A 14,112-nucleotide genomic window follows, 5' to 3' on the forward strand; every position below is an offset into this window, starting at 1 on the left:
CGACGTGCCTCACCTAATATGCCCGCGAAACACTTCCGGTGCATCACGTAAAAATGCCCGCGAAACGGAATCATCAGTTTCATGGGAAGTGGGCTATCAATGCGTGCCAGACACGAGATCACACGAAAGTTCGCGAAGCAGTATGCCGCAGCGGCCAAGAAGGAGAAGAGCCGTCTCCTTGACGAGGTATGCGCGATCACGGGCTGGTCCAGAGACAACGCGCGCAGACAGTTACAAGCTGCGCTGAAACCGCGTCGGGTAGGGGCCCGGCAACGTAAGCCGCGCCCGCTGAAGTACTCACATGACGCGTTGAAAGTGCTGCAGAAAGTGTGGGCGTTCGCGGGCGGGATCAGCGGGAAATACTTGGCCGCGTCAATGGAACTCCAACTCATGCTGCTGGAAGCGCACGGCGAACTGGTCCCAGGCCGGGGCAGGTACAGTCACCACGTCGCGGACGAGTTGCTGGCAATGTCACCGGCCACGATCGACCGCTACCTCGCCCCAGCCCGCGCGAGGGACCCACTCCGCGGGATCGCCACCACCACGCCAGGCCCGCTGCTGCGGAACTCGATCACGATCAGGAAAGCCGGTGACGAGATCGAGGCCGTACCCGGGTTCTTCGAGGGCGACACCGTCGCACACTGCGGGCCCGTCTTGAAGGGTGAGTTCTGTCGCAGTGTTGATCTCACCGACATGCACACCGGTTGGACGTACACGCGCTCGATCCGGAACAACGCACACCTGCACATTCGTGACGCCCTCGACCGATTCATCAGCGAAGTGCCGTTCGAGGTGACCGGGGTGGATTTTGATAACGGGTCCGAGTTCATCAACTACGACGTCATCGGTTGGGCTGCAGAACTTGACATCTACTTCACGAGGTCCCGGCCGTACAAGAAGAATGATCAGGCCACGATCGAGTCGAAAAACAATCAGATCGTGCGCCGGTACGCGTTCTACTGGAGGTACGACACCGCGCCTCTGCTGAAGCTATTGAACGAGTTATGGCCGCTGGTGAACGATCGCCATAATTTCCTCACCCCCACGAAGAAACCCATCGGTTGGGCGACCGATCAAAGGGGGCGCCGTAAACGTGTCTACGATGAGCTCGCGACACCATTCGACCGGCTCCAGCGTTCCGGTGTGCTCAGCGCCGAGAAGACCGCCGAGTTGACCGGGTACCGTGACAGCTTGAACCCGGCCCACATCGCTCGCGAGATCGACCGAATCCAGCAGCGCCTCACCTACCTCGCGGCCGAGAAGACTCGCACGCTCGAAGCGATCGAACTCGCGAAAGCACCAAACGCGGCAGCCGGGGTCAAGCCGGCCCGCGCGAGCAGGAAACAGGCAAGCTAAGCTCGAGAATTACGCGGGCATTCTTATGTGAGTCACCGGTGGTGTTTCGCGGGCATATTTATATGAGGTTCCTCGGACCCCGGCGTACCTTGCGTATATTGATCGCGTAGCCCAAGTCGTGCCTCACATACTTTGATCGCGTACTTCTACGCTGAACGAGTATGAACAAGGGTGTGGTGTCAGTGGCGACACGAATCGAAATCACCAAACAGTTGAAACAGGCGTACAAGACCGCGGCGAAGTCCGAGAAGTCCGAAATTCTGGACCAGTTCTGCGCAACTACCGGGGTGTCACGCGTCACGGCCAGACGCTACCTCACCGACCCGAACCTCGGGGCGAAGAACGTCACCCGGATCGACCGCAGACACCACCGACCGACCAAATACTCGGCCGCTTCCAGGCGCGTGCTGGTGTGGCTGTGGCGGGTCATGATGTACCCGTGCGGGAAGTACATGCAGCAGATGCTCCCCGAATGGATTCCCCGGCTCGAAGCCCATCACGAACTCGTGTATGGCGAGCACGACTACACGTCTGAGGTGCGAGCCGAGCTGCTGCACATGTCTGCCGCGACCATTGACCGGTACTTACGTGAACACCGTCGGGCCCTCGAACTCAAAGGTATCTCGGCCACCCGGTCGGGCGCACTGTTGCGTACCTCGATCCAGATCAGGAAAGCCGGTGACGAAGCCGAAACAGAGCCTGGGTTTCTGGAGTGTGACACGGTCGCGCATTGCGCGCCGACATTGCAGGGTGAGTTCGCGAGAACGTTGACCGCAACCTGCGTGTATACGGGTTGGACGCACCTGGAAGTGCTGCGCAATAACGCCCGCGTACACATGATTGCCGCGCTCGAACGACTCGAGGCTGCGCTGCCGTTTGATATCGCGGGATTGGATTGCGACAACGGGTCCGAGTTCATCAACGACCAAGTCATCACGTGGGCCGGTGAGCGGAAGATTTTCTTCACCAGGTCCCGGCCCTACAAGAAAAACGATCAAGCCGTTGTCGAGTCCAAGAACAATCACATTGTCCGGAAGTATGGCTTCTACTACCGGTATGACACCGCCGAGGAACGAGATGTGCTCGCGAAACTGTGGCAGGTGGTGGGGTGGAAGATGAACTTCTTCACGCCCACGAAGAAGCCTGTCGGGTGGAGTGTGGACGGTCAGGGGCGCAGGCGACGCGTGTATGACGCCCCGAAGACTCCGTTCCAGCGGTTGCTCGAAGCGGGGGTGCTTTCTCACACCCAGGAGCGGATGTTGCGGGCGCAGTATGCGAAGCTCAACCCGGTCGAGTTGACGCGTGACATTGTGAGGTATCAGGACATGCTCATCACCAAAGCGCGATGGAAGACCGAGGTCCTTACGGCCGAGGTGGCAGACGCGCAGAAGAGCCGGCGGAAGCGGCAGGCTGGCGGCGTGAAGATTCACTCCGCATGACCCGGGGCTACGCGATCAATCTATGTGAGGCACGACCCGGGTTACGCGATCATCTTGACATGAGGCACCACGGACCCGGCAAGACGACAGATCAGCGACGCGGAGGGCGTTTCTTCCGCCTGCCGCGCTGCTGCCATCGGCGCTTGAGCCGTGAGCCGAGCCGACGCGAGCGGTAGACGAAGTCGTCGAGCTCCTCGCGAACGGTCGGATCCTCGCGGCTGTCGCGCGGGGGTGCGCCGGCGACACCGATGACGGCGATCAGGGCGGACATGATGAGCAGCTGCGTGATCCAGAGGGCGATCTCCACGCCTGCTCCTTTCGATGGCCCGGGTCGGGAAGACGCTCCGGCGCATGCGGCCGGTGGCGACCGCTGCTGCTCGAGGAAGGCGTCTTCCTCTTCGGCGTCGGTCGTGCCGCGCCGGGCCTTGCGCGCTGCGGCTCGTCGCTGCTGCCGCAGCACGGCTTCGCTGCCCGCATTCAGACCGCGATGCTCCTGCCGGGCGGCGTAGACGACGCCGAAGGCGGCGATGAGGATGAACACATACCATTGCAGCGCGTAAGAGAGGTGCGGGCCTTCATCGCGCTCCGGTGGCTCGGGGAGCACCCCGGTTTCGGCCTTGGGGGTTTCCCCGATGAGCATGCCGTACGCCCCGGTGTAGGCCTCATCGAAACCGCCGATCCGGGCGATCTCGGGCAAGTTGATACTGGCGACCGTGCTGCCCTGAGCGAGGCGCCCGGCGATCTGCGGTTCACTCGCCCGAAGTCGCACGTCGACCTCGACCGGCCCGGTTGGGGCTGCAGGAATGCTGTCGAGCCAGGCGTCGCCCGCATTCGCCTCGTTGCCATTGACCGGCACCCAGCCGCGGTCGACGATGAACATCAACCCCTGATCGGTGCGCAGAGCTTGGAGGAGATGTGAGCCGACCCCTTCGGGGCCGGGTCGGTTGCGGGCGAGGAAGGGGTTGCCGAGGTACTCGCCGCGCACGGTGGCGGTCTGCCATTTCAGTGCGTCTTCGTCGAAGCCAGCAGGGTCGGGCACAGCGTCATCGAGCGGGATAGCTGCGGCGTCGTAGTTCTGCTCAATGCGCGCGATCTCCGCTCGGGCATCGGCTCGCCGGTCGAACTGCCAGTCAGCGAGCCAGACGCAGACGATGCAGAAGATGACGAGGAGGACGTAGTACCCGAGCCAGCGGCGCGATCGCAGGAACGACCAGCCCGGTTGCGATTGGGGCGGCTCCTGGGGTCGCTCATGTCCTCCGTGGACTGGGCCCTGCCCGGAGGTGGCGGTGTGTGTCGTCATGCCGCTCAAGGGGTGCGCAGCATGCCGGAGTCGACACGGAGTGTGAGGGCGGCAAGCATCATGCCGGTCATCCTTTCCTGAGCCGCCCGCAGCTGGGCGGCCTCGCTGCTACGGCAGGGAGCTGAAGCCTTCGAGTGTGATCTTCCCGACCGCCGTGCCGCTCTCGATGAGGCGATGGGCTTCGGCGACGGTCGCGGCGTCGATCTCGCCGAGCGTGCTGGTCAGCGTGCTGCGGAGCTTCCCGGCGTCGACGAGCTCGCCGACCTGTCGGAGGATCTCGCCCTGCTCGGCCAGGTCGAGGGTCTGCAAGCGAGAGCGCATGAACACGTCTTCGGGGTGCAGTGAGATGCACTTCGACTGGAACGGCTGCACGTCGAGCTCGGGGTGATCGGTGTACCCGAAGCGCCCCTGCGGGGCGAGCAGTTCGAGGATGTCGCCCTGTCTCTCCTCGGATCCCGCGGTGGAGAGCACGAAGCCGGGCGCCCCGAGGCCGAGCTCGGCCACCTGTGGGGTGAGCGGCCGGCGGTGGTCGAGGACGTGGTGGGCGCCAAGGTTCGCACACCACGCCTTCGTGACTGGGCGGCTGGCGGTGGCGATCACGGTGACGTTGGTGAGGGCGCGCAGCAGCTGAATGGCCATCGACCCGACTCCCCCGCCCCCGCCGATGATGACGACTGCGGATGCGGCTCCCGGGACGGGCCGCGTCACCTCGAGCCGGTCAAAGAGCAGCTCCCACGCGGTGAGCGCTGTCAGCGGCAGCGCCGCCGCGTGCGTGTCGCTCAGCGAGGCCGGAGCGTGAGCAGCGAGGTGGGCATCGACGATCTGGTATTCGGCGTTGCTGCCCGGCCGGTCGATCGCTCCCGCGTAGAAGACGCGGTCGCCAACGGCGAAGTGTTCAAGCAGCGGTTCGTCCTCGACGGACGCGCCGAGTCCGACGATTGTGCCAACGGCGTCGTAGCCGAGAACGCGAGGCTGCCCGGCGCGGGGTTGCTCGGTGGCGCGAATCGCACAGTCCACCGGGTTCACGGAGACAGCGTGCACCTGCACCAGCAGATCGTGTTCCTCGGCTTCGGGTATCGGCAGCTCGACGTCGCGGAGAGCCCCGTCTTCGTCGAGGGGGCCTGGGTGGGTATATCCAACGGCCTTCATGTTTGTCCCCTTTCCTGCATGTAGATGAGTCGTGGGCTCCGGCACGAGTGCGGCGTCACCGGTTGCGGCCTCTGCGCGCGGCACGGCATGGGGCGTCGGCGTGCCAGAGGCGGGTCTTGAGCGGATGCGGTGTCTAGAGGTGACATCGTGCTAGATGAACGGGGTCGGATCGATGAAGTTGCCGCCGGAGAGCACTTCGTAGTGGACATGGCAGCCGAAGCTCATCCCGGTGTTGCCGACGTAGCCGATGACAGCTCCGGCGGGCACCCATTGGCCGGAGACCACCGGCGGTGTGCCGATCTGATGCGCGAAACGGGTCTGATAGCCGTTGTCCTGGTTGAGGTAGGTCATGTATCCGCCGAAGTTGTCGACCCAACCGGCGACGGCGACGGTGCCGGAGGAGGGCGCGACGATGGGGGTGCCGCAGCCGGCTGGGAGATCGAGCCCGGTGTGACTCGGTGGTTGCCGGAAGTAGGTGGAGATCCAGGAGATCGGCACCGGCTGGTACCAGCCGGCACCGCCGGGGGTACCGCCGCCACCCCCACCGCCGCCACCTCCGCCGCTCTGTTGCTTTCTGCGCTCCTCCTCTTCGGCGCGGAGGCGTTCCTCGTAACCGGCGACCGTGTCGGTGGTCGCGTCTTTCAGAGCGGCGAGCTGCGCCTCGAGCTCACGCTGCTGCGCTTCTTGCGCGAGGAACGTAGTGCGCTGTGCGTCGAGGTTCTCAGCGGCGGTCTGGGCCAGCTGTTCGGCATCGGCTCGCAACTGATCGCGCTCCGTGCTCGCGGCGTCGGCTTGCTCGCCCAGCGAGGAAGCCGTGTTGCGGGCGAGCTCAGCACTCGCGGCGATGGTGGTGTTGCGCCGGGTGGCTTGCTCCATCATCGCGAGGCGGTTCAGCAGGGCGTCGGTGGTCGCTGCGTCGGCCTCGAAGAACATGTCGGCACTGCGGTCGATACCGCCGGAGCGATACATCTGGCCGACGACGACCCCCGCTTGGTCTGCGGCGACGTTGGCTTCCTCACGGCTCTTGTCGGCCTTCGCTTGGAGCGTCTCAGCGCGGAGCGCGGCGTCGGCTGCTGCGGTCTCGGCGTCCTGCCAGCTCGCGTTCGCTTGTTCGGTCGCGACCCGGAGCAGCTCGAGCTCCGCCAGGCTCTGCTCGAGCAGTCCTTCGATCTCCGTGACTTTCGCGGCGGCGGCCGCCTCGTTCCGCTTCGCGGCCTGCACGTCGTCCCAGGTGGGCAGCTCGACCCCGTGGGCGGGCGTCGCCCCTCCCGAGAGGAAGAGGGCGAGGCCGACCAGGGCGGCCGCGAGAGCGCCGACGAGCCGGCGTCTCCGAACGCTTGAGGTGATATTCATCTGTCTGCTCCTCCTGTCTGCGGAGTGTGAACGGTCGGATCCTGGGTCTCTAGTCGCGAGGCCGTTTGATGAGTGCTCCGGCGATCAGGAAGACGCTGCCGGCGATGGGCTGGGCGAGGATCCAGAAGATGCCGCTGAAGTTGAACGGATAGACGGGGTTCCAGAGCACGGCGATCGCGACGAAGACTGGCACCCACCACCAGTGGCGGGCTTGCACCGCGAACCAGGCGACGATGAGCGCGAGGATAGCGATGATGAAGCGGAAGACGGTGAACCAGTCGGTGCCGATGAAGGCGACCGCGACGATGAGTAGGGCGAGTGCGATGAATCCCGGGAGCAGCGCGTTGCGCTGGTAGGACGGGGGCTGCTGTTTCTGACTCATGAGTCCGTCGTTTCTGCTCGGGTGGTTACGGGACTACTGGTCGGCAGTTCGGCCTCGGCGCTCTCGACCGAATCGTCGGTATCTCGAGCGCGGGAGGCTGCGTGGAGGCGCCAAGCACCGAGGGCATAGAGCACGACGCCGGCCCCGATCGCGACGTCGGCGAGGTTGCCGATGAACAGGTGACCGTAGGCGAGGAAATCGGTGACCGCACCGCTGCCGAATCCTGGCGGGGCGAAGATGCGATCGGCGAGGTTGCCGAGGGCACCGCCAAGGATCAGCCCGATCGAGGCGGCGTAGATGCGGTACTTCGTGCGGAGGGCGGCCCGGATAAGGAGCACGGAGGCGACGATGCCGAGCAGCGTGATGAAGGGGGTGAGCTGGGCACCGATCGAGAACGCGGCCCCGGTGTTGAAGGCGAGCTGCAGCCCGAAGAGGTCGCCGAGCACGGGGATGCGGTTCTCCGTGTCGAGGAAGTGCAAGGCGAGTTGTTTGCTGATCACGTCGACAGCGATCGTGAGGGCGGCGATGGCGCAGCTGTAGACGAACAGCAGTCGGCGGGAGGGACGGCGGCTTCGGGGCTGCGCCGACGGGCCGGTGCGCTCATCGGCGGGCGGGTCGTGCGGGAGTTCGTAGGTCATGATGCTTTCGGCGGGAGTTCGGCTGCTGCGCCGCCCTTTGCGGAGGCAGGCGCGGGCGGGAGGGAGGTCGTGCGGCTCCGTCGCTCGAGCAGGCCCAGTGCGAGGAGCCCGCCGAGCGCGGCGATGGGGATGATGAGGGTGAGGGTCGGGCCGACGAGCACGGCCGGGGTGAGCCCGGTGCGCAGTGGTACGGCGGTGACGGCGGCCGCCGGAGAATCGGCGGGTGCGCCGTCGATGATGGTGCCGTCGGGGGCGATGATCTGGCTGGTGCCCACGGTCGATACGTTCACGACGGCACGTCCGGTCTCGATGGCGCGCATACGCGCGAACTCGAGCTGCTGCAGGTTCTCGTCAGTGCCCCGGAAGTCGGCGTTGTTGGTCTGGAAGGCGTAGAACTGCGCACCGCCCCGCGCCCCGTCCCAGATCACCGAGTCGTAGATGACATCGAAGCAGATCGCGAGCCCGACTTGGATGCCGTCGACGGAGACGAGCGGCGGGTTCGTACCCGGCGTGTATTCGCGTTGGATGAGGCCGACCAGGTCGGGGACGATGCGTTCGTAGAACCACCGGTCGGGCACATATTCGCCGAAGGGCACCGGGTTCACCTTGTCATGCATCTGCTCGGCGCTGCCGACCTCCCAGAGCATCGACGTGTTGTAGGTGTCCTCGCCTCGCGCGGTGGCCGCATTCATGAGGAGCGGGGCCTCGGCGCTTGCGACGAGCTCGTCGAGAGTGCGAGCGGTGGCCGGGGTGTTCAGCGGATCGGAATCGACGCCGCCCTCGGGCCACACGAGCAGATCCATCGGTTCGCCGAGGAGTGCGTCGCTCGCTTGTCCTTGGGCGGCGAGCACATCGCCGGAGCTGCGCGTGTCGAAGTAGCCGGCGGGCCCGTCGCCCTGCACCCAGCCCACGCGGAGGCTGCCCGCTTCGGTTGTGGGGAACGCCGGCGCTAGCAACAGGGCAAGGATCACCGCTGCGGGCAGCAGTCCGGCGAGTCTTCGTGGTGCGCGCCGGGCAGCCCAGTCGACAACGGTGGCGCAGACCCAGACGACGAGGAGGGTGAGGCCGGTGACGCCGACCCAAGAGGCGGCTTCGGCGAAAGGGCCGCTCGCCTGAGACATCCCGATTCTGCCCCAGGGGAACCCGCTGTAAGGCCAGGTTCCGAGGAAGAGTTCTCGTGCGGACCAGAGCGCCGCGACAAGCGCGGGGAGCAGCAGCATGCGGGCAGTGCGATGTCGGAGGGCAGCGCCCCAACGGTAGGCGAGCGCGATCGGGATCGCACCGAGCGCGACGAGCAGCGATTCGAGCCCGGCGAGCGCGACCCATGGGATCGGGCCGAGGAACTGCACCACCCACATGAGATGTGTGAAGTAGAATGCGGCGCCGTAGGCGAGACCCACGAGGAACGCGCCCCCGATGCTGCGGCCCACAAGCGTCCAGAGCCCACCGGCGATGCTCAGGAAGGCGAACGGCCACCAGCCCGCACTCGGGAATGCGACGTCGAGTAGTAGGCCCGAGAGGGCGGCGACCGGGATCGCCGCGACCCACGTTAGGCCGTGCATCAGGCCGCTGCCGCGCAGGTCACCCGCGCCACGGCGCGGTGCGGTGCGGTATGCTTCGGGGTCGTCGCGTTGCGTTGATTTCGCGGTGATCGTCACTGCGGCTTCCTTTCTGATGTCCGTGTCGGTCAAGGAATGGCCGAGGGCGGGTTAGCTGATGCCCGAGTATGCGTGGAGGCCTTTGAAGAACAGGTTCACGATCGTGAAGTTGAAGATCACCGCGGCGAAGCCAACGAGCGATAGCCACGCGGATCTCGTGCCCCGCCATCCTCGGGTTGCGCGGGCATGGATGTATCCGGCGTAGATCACCCAGATCACGAACGTCCATACCTCCTTGACGTCGAAGCCCCAGTAGCGTCCCCAAGAATCGTTGGCCCATATCGCTCCGGCGATGAGGGTGAATGTCCAGAAGATGAAGCCGAGGATCGCGAAGCGGTAGGCGAGCGTTTCGAGCACTTCGGCCCTCGGGAGCGTGCGCAGGTAGCCGCGATCCGGGGCGACCTCTTCGCCCCCGGTGGCCTTGATGCGCTCGCGGCGTGCCTGTAGCAGCTGCATCGTCGATAGGCCCGCCGCGATCGCGAGCAGCGCGGTGGCGAGCGAGGCGACGAAGACGTGGATGATGAGCCAGATGCTCTTGAGCGGATCCATCAGCGGGGTCACTTCGACGTAGAAGGAGATCGTCGATCCACCGAGGAAGAACACCACCATGCCGACGATGAAGACGCCGAGGAACCGGAGGTCGTACCAGCGCAGGGCGGCGAGGTAGACGGCGACGATCAGCAGGGTGCCGATGAGGGCGAACTCGTACATATTCGCCCACGGCACCCGTTCGGCCGCGATCCCGCGCGTGACTGTGGCGGCGAGATGGAGCGCGAAGCCGAGGGCGGTGAACGCGATGCCGAGGCGCGCGAAGTAGCGTCGTGACCGTTCGGCACCGGGCACGCGGAGGCTCCCCTCCCCTCCCCCGTTCTGCGGGGAGGCTGCGGGGCCTCCGGCCGCGCCGACGAGCGCGGCCTCCCGCTGTTTGATGGGTGCGGCCGAGGCGCGCTGCGAGAGGTCGTAGGCGAAGGCGAGGAACGCGAGGACGTAGATCGTGATCGCTGACCAGACGGCGAGCACGGAGAACTCGTCGAGCGCGGCCTGCAGTTGCAGATCCATGGCTACTCCTTGCTCTCCGCGATCGCCGCGTCGAGGGCGTCGGTGATGTCGGTGACGGTCTGGGGTTGCAGCAGCTCACCGTTCAGGAAGAACGTCGGGGTGCCGCGCACGCCGAGCGACATGCCGGCGTTGTGGTCTTCTTCGACCCTCGCTTGGGTTGCAGGGTCGGCGACGGCCGCATCGAAGGCGTCCATGTCGAGTCCGAGCTCCTCGGCGTAGCCGCGGATCTTGTCGGCCTGCGAGTCTTGCTGCTCCGCCCATTCGGACTGCGACTCGAAGAGCTTCTGGTACATCTCCTCGAACTTGCCCTGCTGCGACGCGGCCTCGACAGCGATGGCGGCGTTCATGGAGTTCGTGTGGTTGGTGATGAAGTAGCGGGCGACATAGGTGATCTGCCCGTCGTACTGTTTGCGGATCTCCTCGATCACCGGGTAGACGGCGCCGCAGGCCTCGCATTCGAAGTCGAGGAACTCGACGAGCACGGGTGCACCCTCGCCGGCGTCGTCGAGGACGTGCGAGTTCTCCTGCACGAGCGGCACTTCGCTCTGCGTGGGGGTTCCGCCGCCCGTTCCGCCGCTGTTCGACGCCTCGCCGGGCGCCTGGACTTCGGGCCGGTTGAGCACCGAGATGAGGATCAGGATGAGCGCGATGAGCAGCACGGCGGGAATGGCGATGAGTGCCGCCTTCTGCGAGGTGCTCAGCTTCTTGTTCGGTTTCTGCACGGTGTGCGGGGGCCGGTTCATGGGGTTCCCTTCTTGAAAAGCGGTGACGGTAGTTGCTCGGCGATGGCCGAGAGGTGGCTGGTGCGGAACTGTTCGACGGCGCGCTCGAGGCCTGGATCCTCACCGCGGGCGAGGCCGGCGTACTCGATCTTGACCTTGCGGCCGCCGACGACTGGTCGGGTGAGGGTGGCTTTCACCCAGAGCCGACGGCGCGGCACGAGGAGGCCGGTGATGAGGCCGACCGTGGCGAGGATGGAGAAGACAAGCACCCAGGTGGCGCCGGTGTCGCGCTGGATCTGCAGCGAGACGAAGCGCTTGATCGACTCTTCGGCGCCCTCGGTGACGGTGAGATCCTCGAAGGTGATAGTTCCCATCCCGTTCGGGAGGTCGGCGGTGTCGCCGGGGGTGAGCTCGATCGAGTCGATACCGGTGTCGCCGCCGGTGATCTGGGTCATCGATTGGGTGTCGAGCTGGTACACCGAGCGCGGAGTGCCGTCGTCAATGCCGAGGTCTCCTGTGAACACGTTGAACGTCATCATCGGGTTGTAGAGGTCGGGGAACACCGAGTAGTAGGCGCCGGTGTCCAAGGTGCTCTGCGTCGGGTACAGGAAGCCGATGAGCCCGACCTGCTCAGGCAGACCGTCGGGGACTTTGATCACGCCGAGCGAGGTCATCGCGGAATCCTGCGGGAGGAAGGGCTGGGGTTCCTGGTAGACGACGTCTCCGGCGGCGTTGCGGATCGTGATCATCGGCGCGTAGCCGTTACCGAGGAGGTAGATGCGGTCGCCGTTCACCTCGATCGGTGCGTTCACCCGCACGGTCTCGGCACGGGTGTCGTCGTCCCCGGCCTCTCGGATGGAGAGGTGGGCAGCGAAGTTGCCTGCCTGCCCCGCACCGGGCTTCCCAGGGTCGACGTACTCGACGTCGAAGCTGTCGAGGCTCAGTGCGTAGGGGGTGAGTGAGCTTCGGTCGAAGTACCGTCCTGGCGAGAACGAGGAGTAGGCGCTCTCGCTGTTCACGAAGGTGGTGCCTTGGACGATGACGCGATCGCCGGTGTAGTTGAGGCCGGTGCTCAGCAGCACGGTCACGAGGATCCCGACGAGTGCCGAGTGGAAGACGAGGTTGCCGGTTTCGCGCAGGTAACCGCGTTCGGCGGATACCGACCAGGAAGTCGCGCTGTCGTAGCGGGCGGTGCGGTATCCGCGGCGTCGCAGCTCGCTCTCGGCGATCGCGATGGCCTGGGCGACGTCGGCTTCGGAGGTGCGATCATCGACGAGTTGCAGATCGTTGGAGGAATAGCCGACCATGCGCTGCAGCCGGGCCGGGGTCTTCGGCGCCGGCGCGCGGAGCGCTTTCGCATGATGCTTGATCCGCGGGATGATGCAGCCGATGAGGGAGACGAACAGCAGCAGGTAGATGGCCGAGAACCAGGCCGAGCTGTAGACGTCGAACAGCTGCAGTTTGTCGATGGTGGGGGCGAGCTCGGGGTTGTCGTCGAAGTACTTCACGACGCCGTTGGGGTCGGCTTGGCGCTGTGGGAAGAGCGAGCCGGGGATCGCGGCGATCGCCATGAGCAGGAGCAGGATGAGCGCGGTGCGCATGCTCGTGAGCTGCCGCCACCCCCATCGGAGCCAGCCCTGCCACCCGAGGCCGACGTCGCCGCTGCCGCGTTCGGTGGAGTCGACGTGATCGCTTGGGCGTGCGGGGAGGGTATCGTTCTCAGAGCGGGAGCTGGACATTCGCCATCACCCCCTGCAGGGAGGACATGAGGCGCGTCCAGAGCCCGCTTACCATGAGCAGGCCGAGCACGACGAGGACAACTCCGCCGGCGATGTTGATGGCGCGGATGTGACGCCGCAGGAACGACATCGAGCGGGTGGCCCAGCCGAGCCCGAGGGCGAGCAGCAGGAACGGGATACCGAGGCCGAGCGAGTAGGCGACGCCGAGCAGCCCCGCACGGACGGGGTCGCCGAGGTTCCACGACACGGAGATGATCGCGGCGAGGGTGGGCCCGATGCACGGTGTCCAGCCGATACCGAGGGCGAGACCGAGCAGTGGCGCCCCGGCGAGGCCCAGGCGTGAGCGGAAGCGGGGTCGGACAGTGCGCTGCATCTTGCGGAAGACCCCGACGAAGGCGAGCCCCATGACGATCACGACGACGCCGAGGATACGGGTGGCGATGTCGGCATAGGCGAGGAAGACCTGGCCGAAGACACCTCCGAGCACGGTGACAGTGACGAACACGATGGAGAATCCGGCGATGAACAGGAGAACACCCAGGAGCAGGCGGCGGCGCTGTGCGGTGGTGCCGCGGGCAGGTGCAAAGCTCGGCTCGACGGGGGCGACGGCGGAGCCAAGGTAGCCGAAGTAACCGGGTACGAGCGGAAGCACGCAGGGGGAGGCGAAGGAGACGAAGCCGGCGAGTGCGGCGATGAGCACACCCGCCCAGAGTGCGCCGTCGAAAACGAGATCGCTCGGGTTCATGGCGTCTCCGCGAGTGCGTCGGCGACGAGCGTGTCGAGGATGGAGGCGGACTCGAGTTGCCCGATGATGCGGGCCGCGACGCGCCCCTCGCGGTCGAGCACGAGCGTGGTGGGCGTGGCCTGGATCGGGGTGACGCCGGCGAAGGCCTGCTTGACGCGGCCGTCGTTCACATCGATGATGCTCGGGTAGGTGATGCCGTTCTCTTCGGCGAAGGCGACGGCGGTTGCGGGCTGGTCGTAGATGTTCACACCGAGGAACCCGACGCCCTCATCCTGGTAGTTCAGCCAGACCTCCTCGAGCATGGGGGCCTCGATGATGCAGGGGCCGCAGGCGGCGTACCAGAAGTTCACGACGTACACCTCTCCGGCGTAGTCGTCGCTGGAAACCGGGTCGCCGTATTCGGTGGTGCCGCTGAAGCTCACGGCGGCGCCACGCTCGTCGACCGGAATCTCGACGATGCGGCCATCAGAAGTGCCGCTTCGTTCACTGCCCTGCTGGTACTGTTCCGACATCGGCGCGGCGGCTGTGCAGCCGATCAGCCCAATGCTGATTGCGGCGGTCGCTACGAGTGC

General features: G+C 65.8%; 13 protein-coding genes. 2 read left to right on the forward strand and 11 right to left on the reverse strand.

From position 1 onward, the window contains the following. Positions 1 to 99: 99 nt before the first annotated feature. Both ACR0R4_RS10305 and ACR0R4_RS10310 read left to right on the forward strand, forming a co-directional pair. Positions 100 to 1,356 (forward strand): integrase catalytic domain-containing protein, encoded by a 1,257-nt coding sequence (locus ACR0R4_RS10305; protein WP_433645266.1) that lies wholly within the window; start codon positions 100 to 102, stop codon positions 1,354 to 1,356. Between the two features lie 161 nt (positions 1,357 to 1,517). Continuing rightward, positions 1,518 to 2,795, forward strand: a complete 1,278-nt coding sequence (locus ACR0R4_RS10310) for an integrase catalytic domain-containing protein (protein WP_433647315.1) — start codon at positions 1,518 to 1,520, stop codon at positions 2,793 to 2,795. A gap of 91 nt (positions 2,796 to 2,886) precedes the next feature. On the opposite strand, the gene ACR0R4_RS10315 is transcribed toward ACR0R4_RS10310, so the two are convergent. From ACR0R4_RS10315 to ACR0R4_RS10365, 11 genes are all read right to left on the reverse strand, one after another. After that, positions 2,887 to 4,095 (reverse strand): SURF1 family cytochrome oxidase biogenesis protein, encoded by a 1,209-nt coding sequence (locus ACR0R4_RS10315; protein ID WP_433647316.1) that lies wholly within the window; start codon positions 4,093 to 4,095, stop codon positions 2,887 to 2,889. A 108-nt stretch (positions 4,096 to 4,203) separates the two neighbouring features. After that, on the reverse strand, positions 4,204 to 5,244 hold the full coding sequence (locus tag ACR0R4_RS10320; RefSeq protein WP_024356170.1) for a zinc-binding alcohol dehydrogenase family protein: 1,041 nt from the start codon (positions 5,242 to 5,244) through the stop codon (positions 4,204 to 4,206). Positions 5,245 to 5,394: 150 nt separating this feature from the next. Beyond that, positions 5,395 to 6,597 (reverse strand): M23 family metallopeptidase, encoded by a 1,203-nt coding sequence (locus tag ACR0R4_RS10325; protein WP_024356171.1) that lies wholly within the window; start codon positions 6,595 to 6,597, stop codon positions 5,395 to 5,397. A gap of 49 nt (positions 6,598 to 6,646) precedes the next feature. Next, positions 6,647 to 6,979, reverse strand: a complete 333-nt coding sequence (locus ACR0R4_RS10330) for a DUF6804 family protein (RefSeq protein ID WP_017883912.1) — start codon at positions 6,977 to 6,979, stop codon at positions 6,647 to 6,649. After that, a complete protein-coding gene (locus tag ACR0R4_RS10335; protein ID WP_017883913.1) occupies positions 6,976 to 7,617 on the reverse strand; it encodes a signal peptidase II in 642 nt (213 codons plus the stop codon). Before ACR0R4_RS10335 ends, ACR0R4_RS10330 begins: the two co-directional genes overlap by 4 nt. Then, positions 7,614 to 9,179: an apolipoprotein N-acyltransferase gene (lnt, locus tag ACR0R4_RS10340; protein WP_433647421.1), complete on the reverse strand. Its 1,566-nt coding sequence runs from the start codon at positions 9,177 to 9,179 to the stop codon at positions 7,614 to 7,616. Before lnt ends, ACR0R4_RS10335 begins: the two co-directional genes overlap by 4 nt. Positions 9,180 to 9,326: 147 nt before the next feature. After that, positions 9,327 to 10,334, reverse strand: coding sequence for a c-type cytochrome biogenesis protein CcsB (gene ccsB, locus ACR0R4_RS10345; protein WP_433647317.1), 1,008 nt, complete (start codon positions 10,332 to 10,334; stop codon positions 9,327 to 9,329). Between the two features lie 2 nt (positions 10,335 to 10,336). Beyond that, positions 10,337 to 11,077, reverse strand: coding sequence for a DsbA family protein (locus ACR0R4_RS10350; RefSeq protein ID WP_433647318.1), 741 nt, complete (start codon positions 11,075 to 11,077; stop codon positions 10,337 to 10,339). Next, positions 11,074 to 12,795: a cytochrome c biogenesis protein ResB gene (gene resB, locus ACR0R4_RS10355; protein WP_017883917.1), complete on the reverse strand. Its 1,722-nt coding sequence runs from the start codon at positions 12,793 to 12,795 to the stop codon at positions 11,074 to 11,076. Before resB ends, ACR0R4_RS10350 begins: the two co-directional genes overlap by 4 nt. Then, a complete protein-coding gene (locus ACR0R4_RS10360) occupies positions 12,776 to 13,540 on the reverse strand; it encodes a cytochrome c biogenesis CcdA family protein (protein ID WP_017883918.1) in 765 nt (254 codons plus the stop codon). Before ACR0R4_RS10360 ends, resB begins: the two co-directional genes overlap by 20 nt. Next, a complete protein-coding gene (locus tag ACR0R4_RS10365; RefSeq protein WP_017883919.1) occupies positions 13,537 to 14,052 on the reverse strand; it encodes a TlpA family protein disulfide reductase in 516 nt (171 codons plus the stop codon). The genes ACR0R4_RS10360 and ACR0R4_RS10365 overlap by 4 nt, the downstream gene beginning before the upstream one ends. Positions 14,053 to 14,112 lie beyond the last annotated feature (60 nt).

Origin of the sequence: Leucobacter fengyongliangi, from assembly GCF_050971685.1 — a bacterium.
Lineage (GTDB): Bacteria > Actinomycetota > Actinomycetes > Actinomycetales > Microbacteriaceae > Leucobacter.

Bases quoted from the DNA above. Each gene is read 5' to 3' on its own strand.
- ACR0R4_RS10305 (WP_433645266.1), top strand. From the start codon at position 100: ATGCGTGCCAGACACGAGATCACACGAAAGTTCGCGAAGCAGTATGCC.
- ACR0R4_RS10310 (WP_433647315.1), top strand. From the start codon at position 1,518: ATGAACAAGGGTGTGGTGTCAGTGGCGACACGAATCGAAATCACCAAA.
- ACR0R4_RS10315 (WP_433647316.1), bottom strand. From the start codon at position 4,095: ATGACGACACACACCGCCACCTCCGGGCAGGGCCCAGTCCACGGAGGA.
- ACR0R4_RS10320 (WP_024356170.1), bottom strand. From the start codon at position 5,244: ATGAAGGCCGTTGGATATACCCACCCAGGCCCCCTCGACGAAGACGGG.
- ACR0R4_RS10325 (WP_024356171.1), bottom strand. From the start codon at position 6,597: ATGAATATCACCTCAAGCGTTCGGAGACGCCGGCTCGTCGGCGCTCTC.
- ACR0R4_RS10330 (WP_017883912.1), bottom strand. From the start codon at position 6,979: ATGAGTCAGAAACAGCAGCCCCCGTCCTACCAGCGCAACGCGCTGCTC.
- ACR0R4_RS10335 (WP_017883913.1), bottom strand. From the start codon at position 7,617: ATGACCTACGAACTCCCGCACGACCCGCCCGCCGATGAGCGCACCGGC.
- lnt (WP_433647421.1), bottom strand. From the start codon at position 9,179: ATGCACGGCCTAACGTGGGTCGCGGCGATCCCGGTCGCCGCCCTCTCG.
- ccsB (WP_433647317.1), bottom strand. From the start codon at position 10,334: ATGGATCTGCAACTGCAGGCCGCGCTCGACGAGTTCTCCGTGCTCGCC.
- ACR0R4_RS10350 (WP_433647318.1), bottom strand. From the start codon at position 11,077: ATGAACCGGCCCCCGCACACCGTGCAGAAACCGAACAAGAAGCTGAGC.
- resB (WP_017883917.1), bottom strand. From the start codon at position 12,795: ATGTCCAGCTCCCGCTCTGAGAACGATACCCTCCCCGCACGCCCAAGC.
- ACR0R4_RS10360 (WP_017883918.1), bottom strand. From the start codon at position 13,540: ATGAACCCGAGCGATCTCGTTTTCGACGGCGCACTCTGGGCGGGTGTG.
- ACR0R4_RS10365 (WP_017883919.1), bottom strand. From the start codon at position 14,052: ATGTCGGAACAGTACCAGCAGGGCAGTGAACGAAGCGGCACTTCTGAT.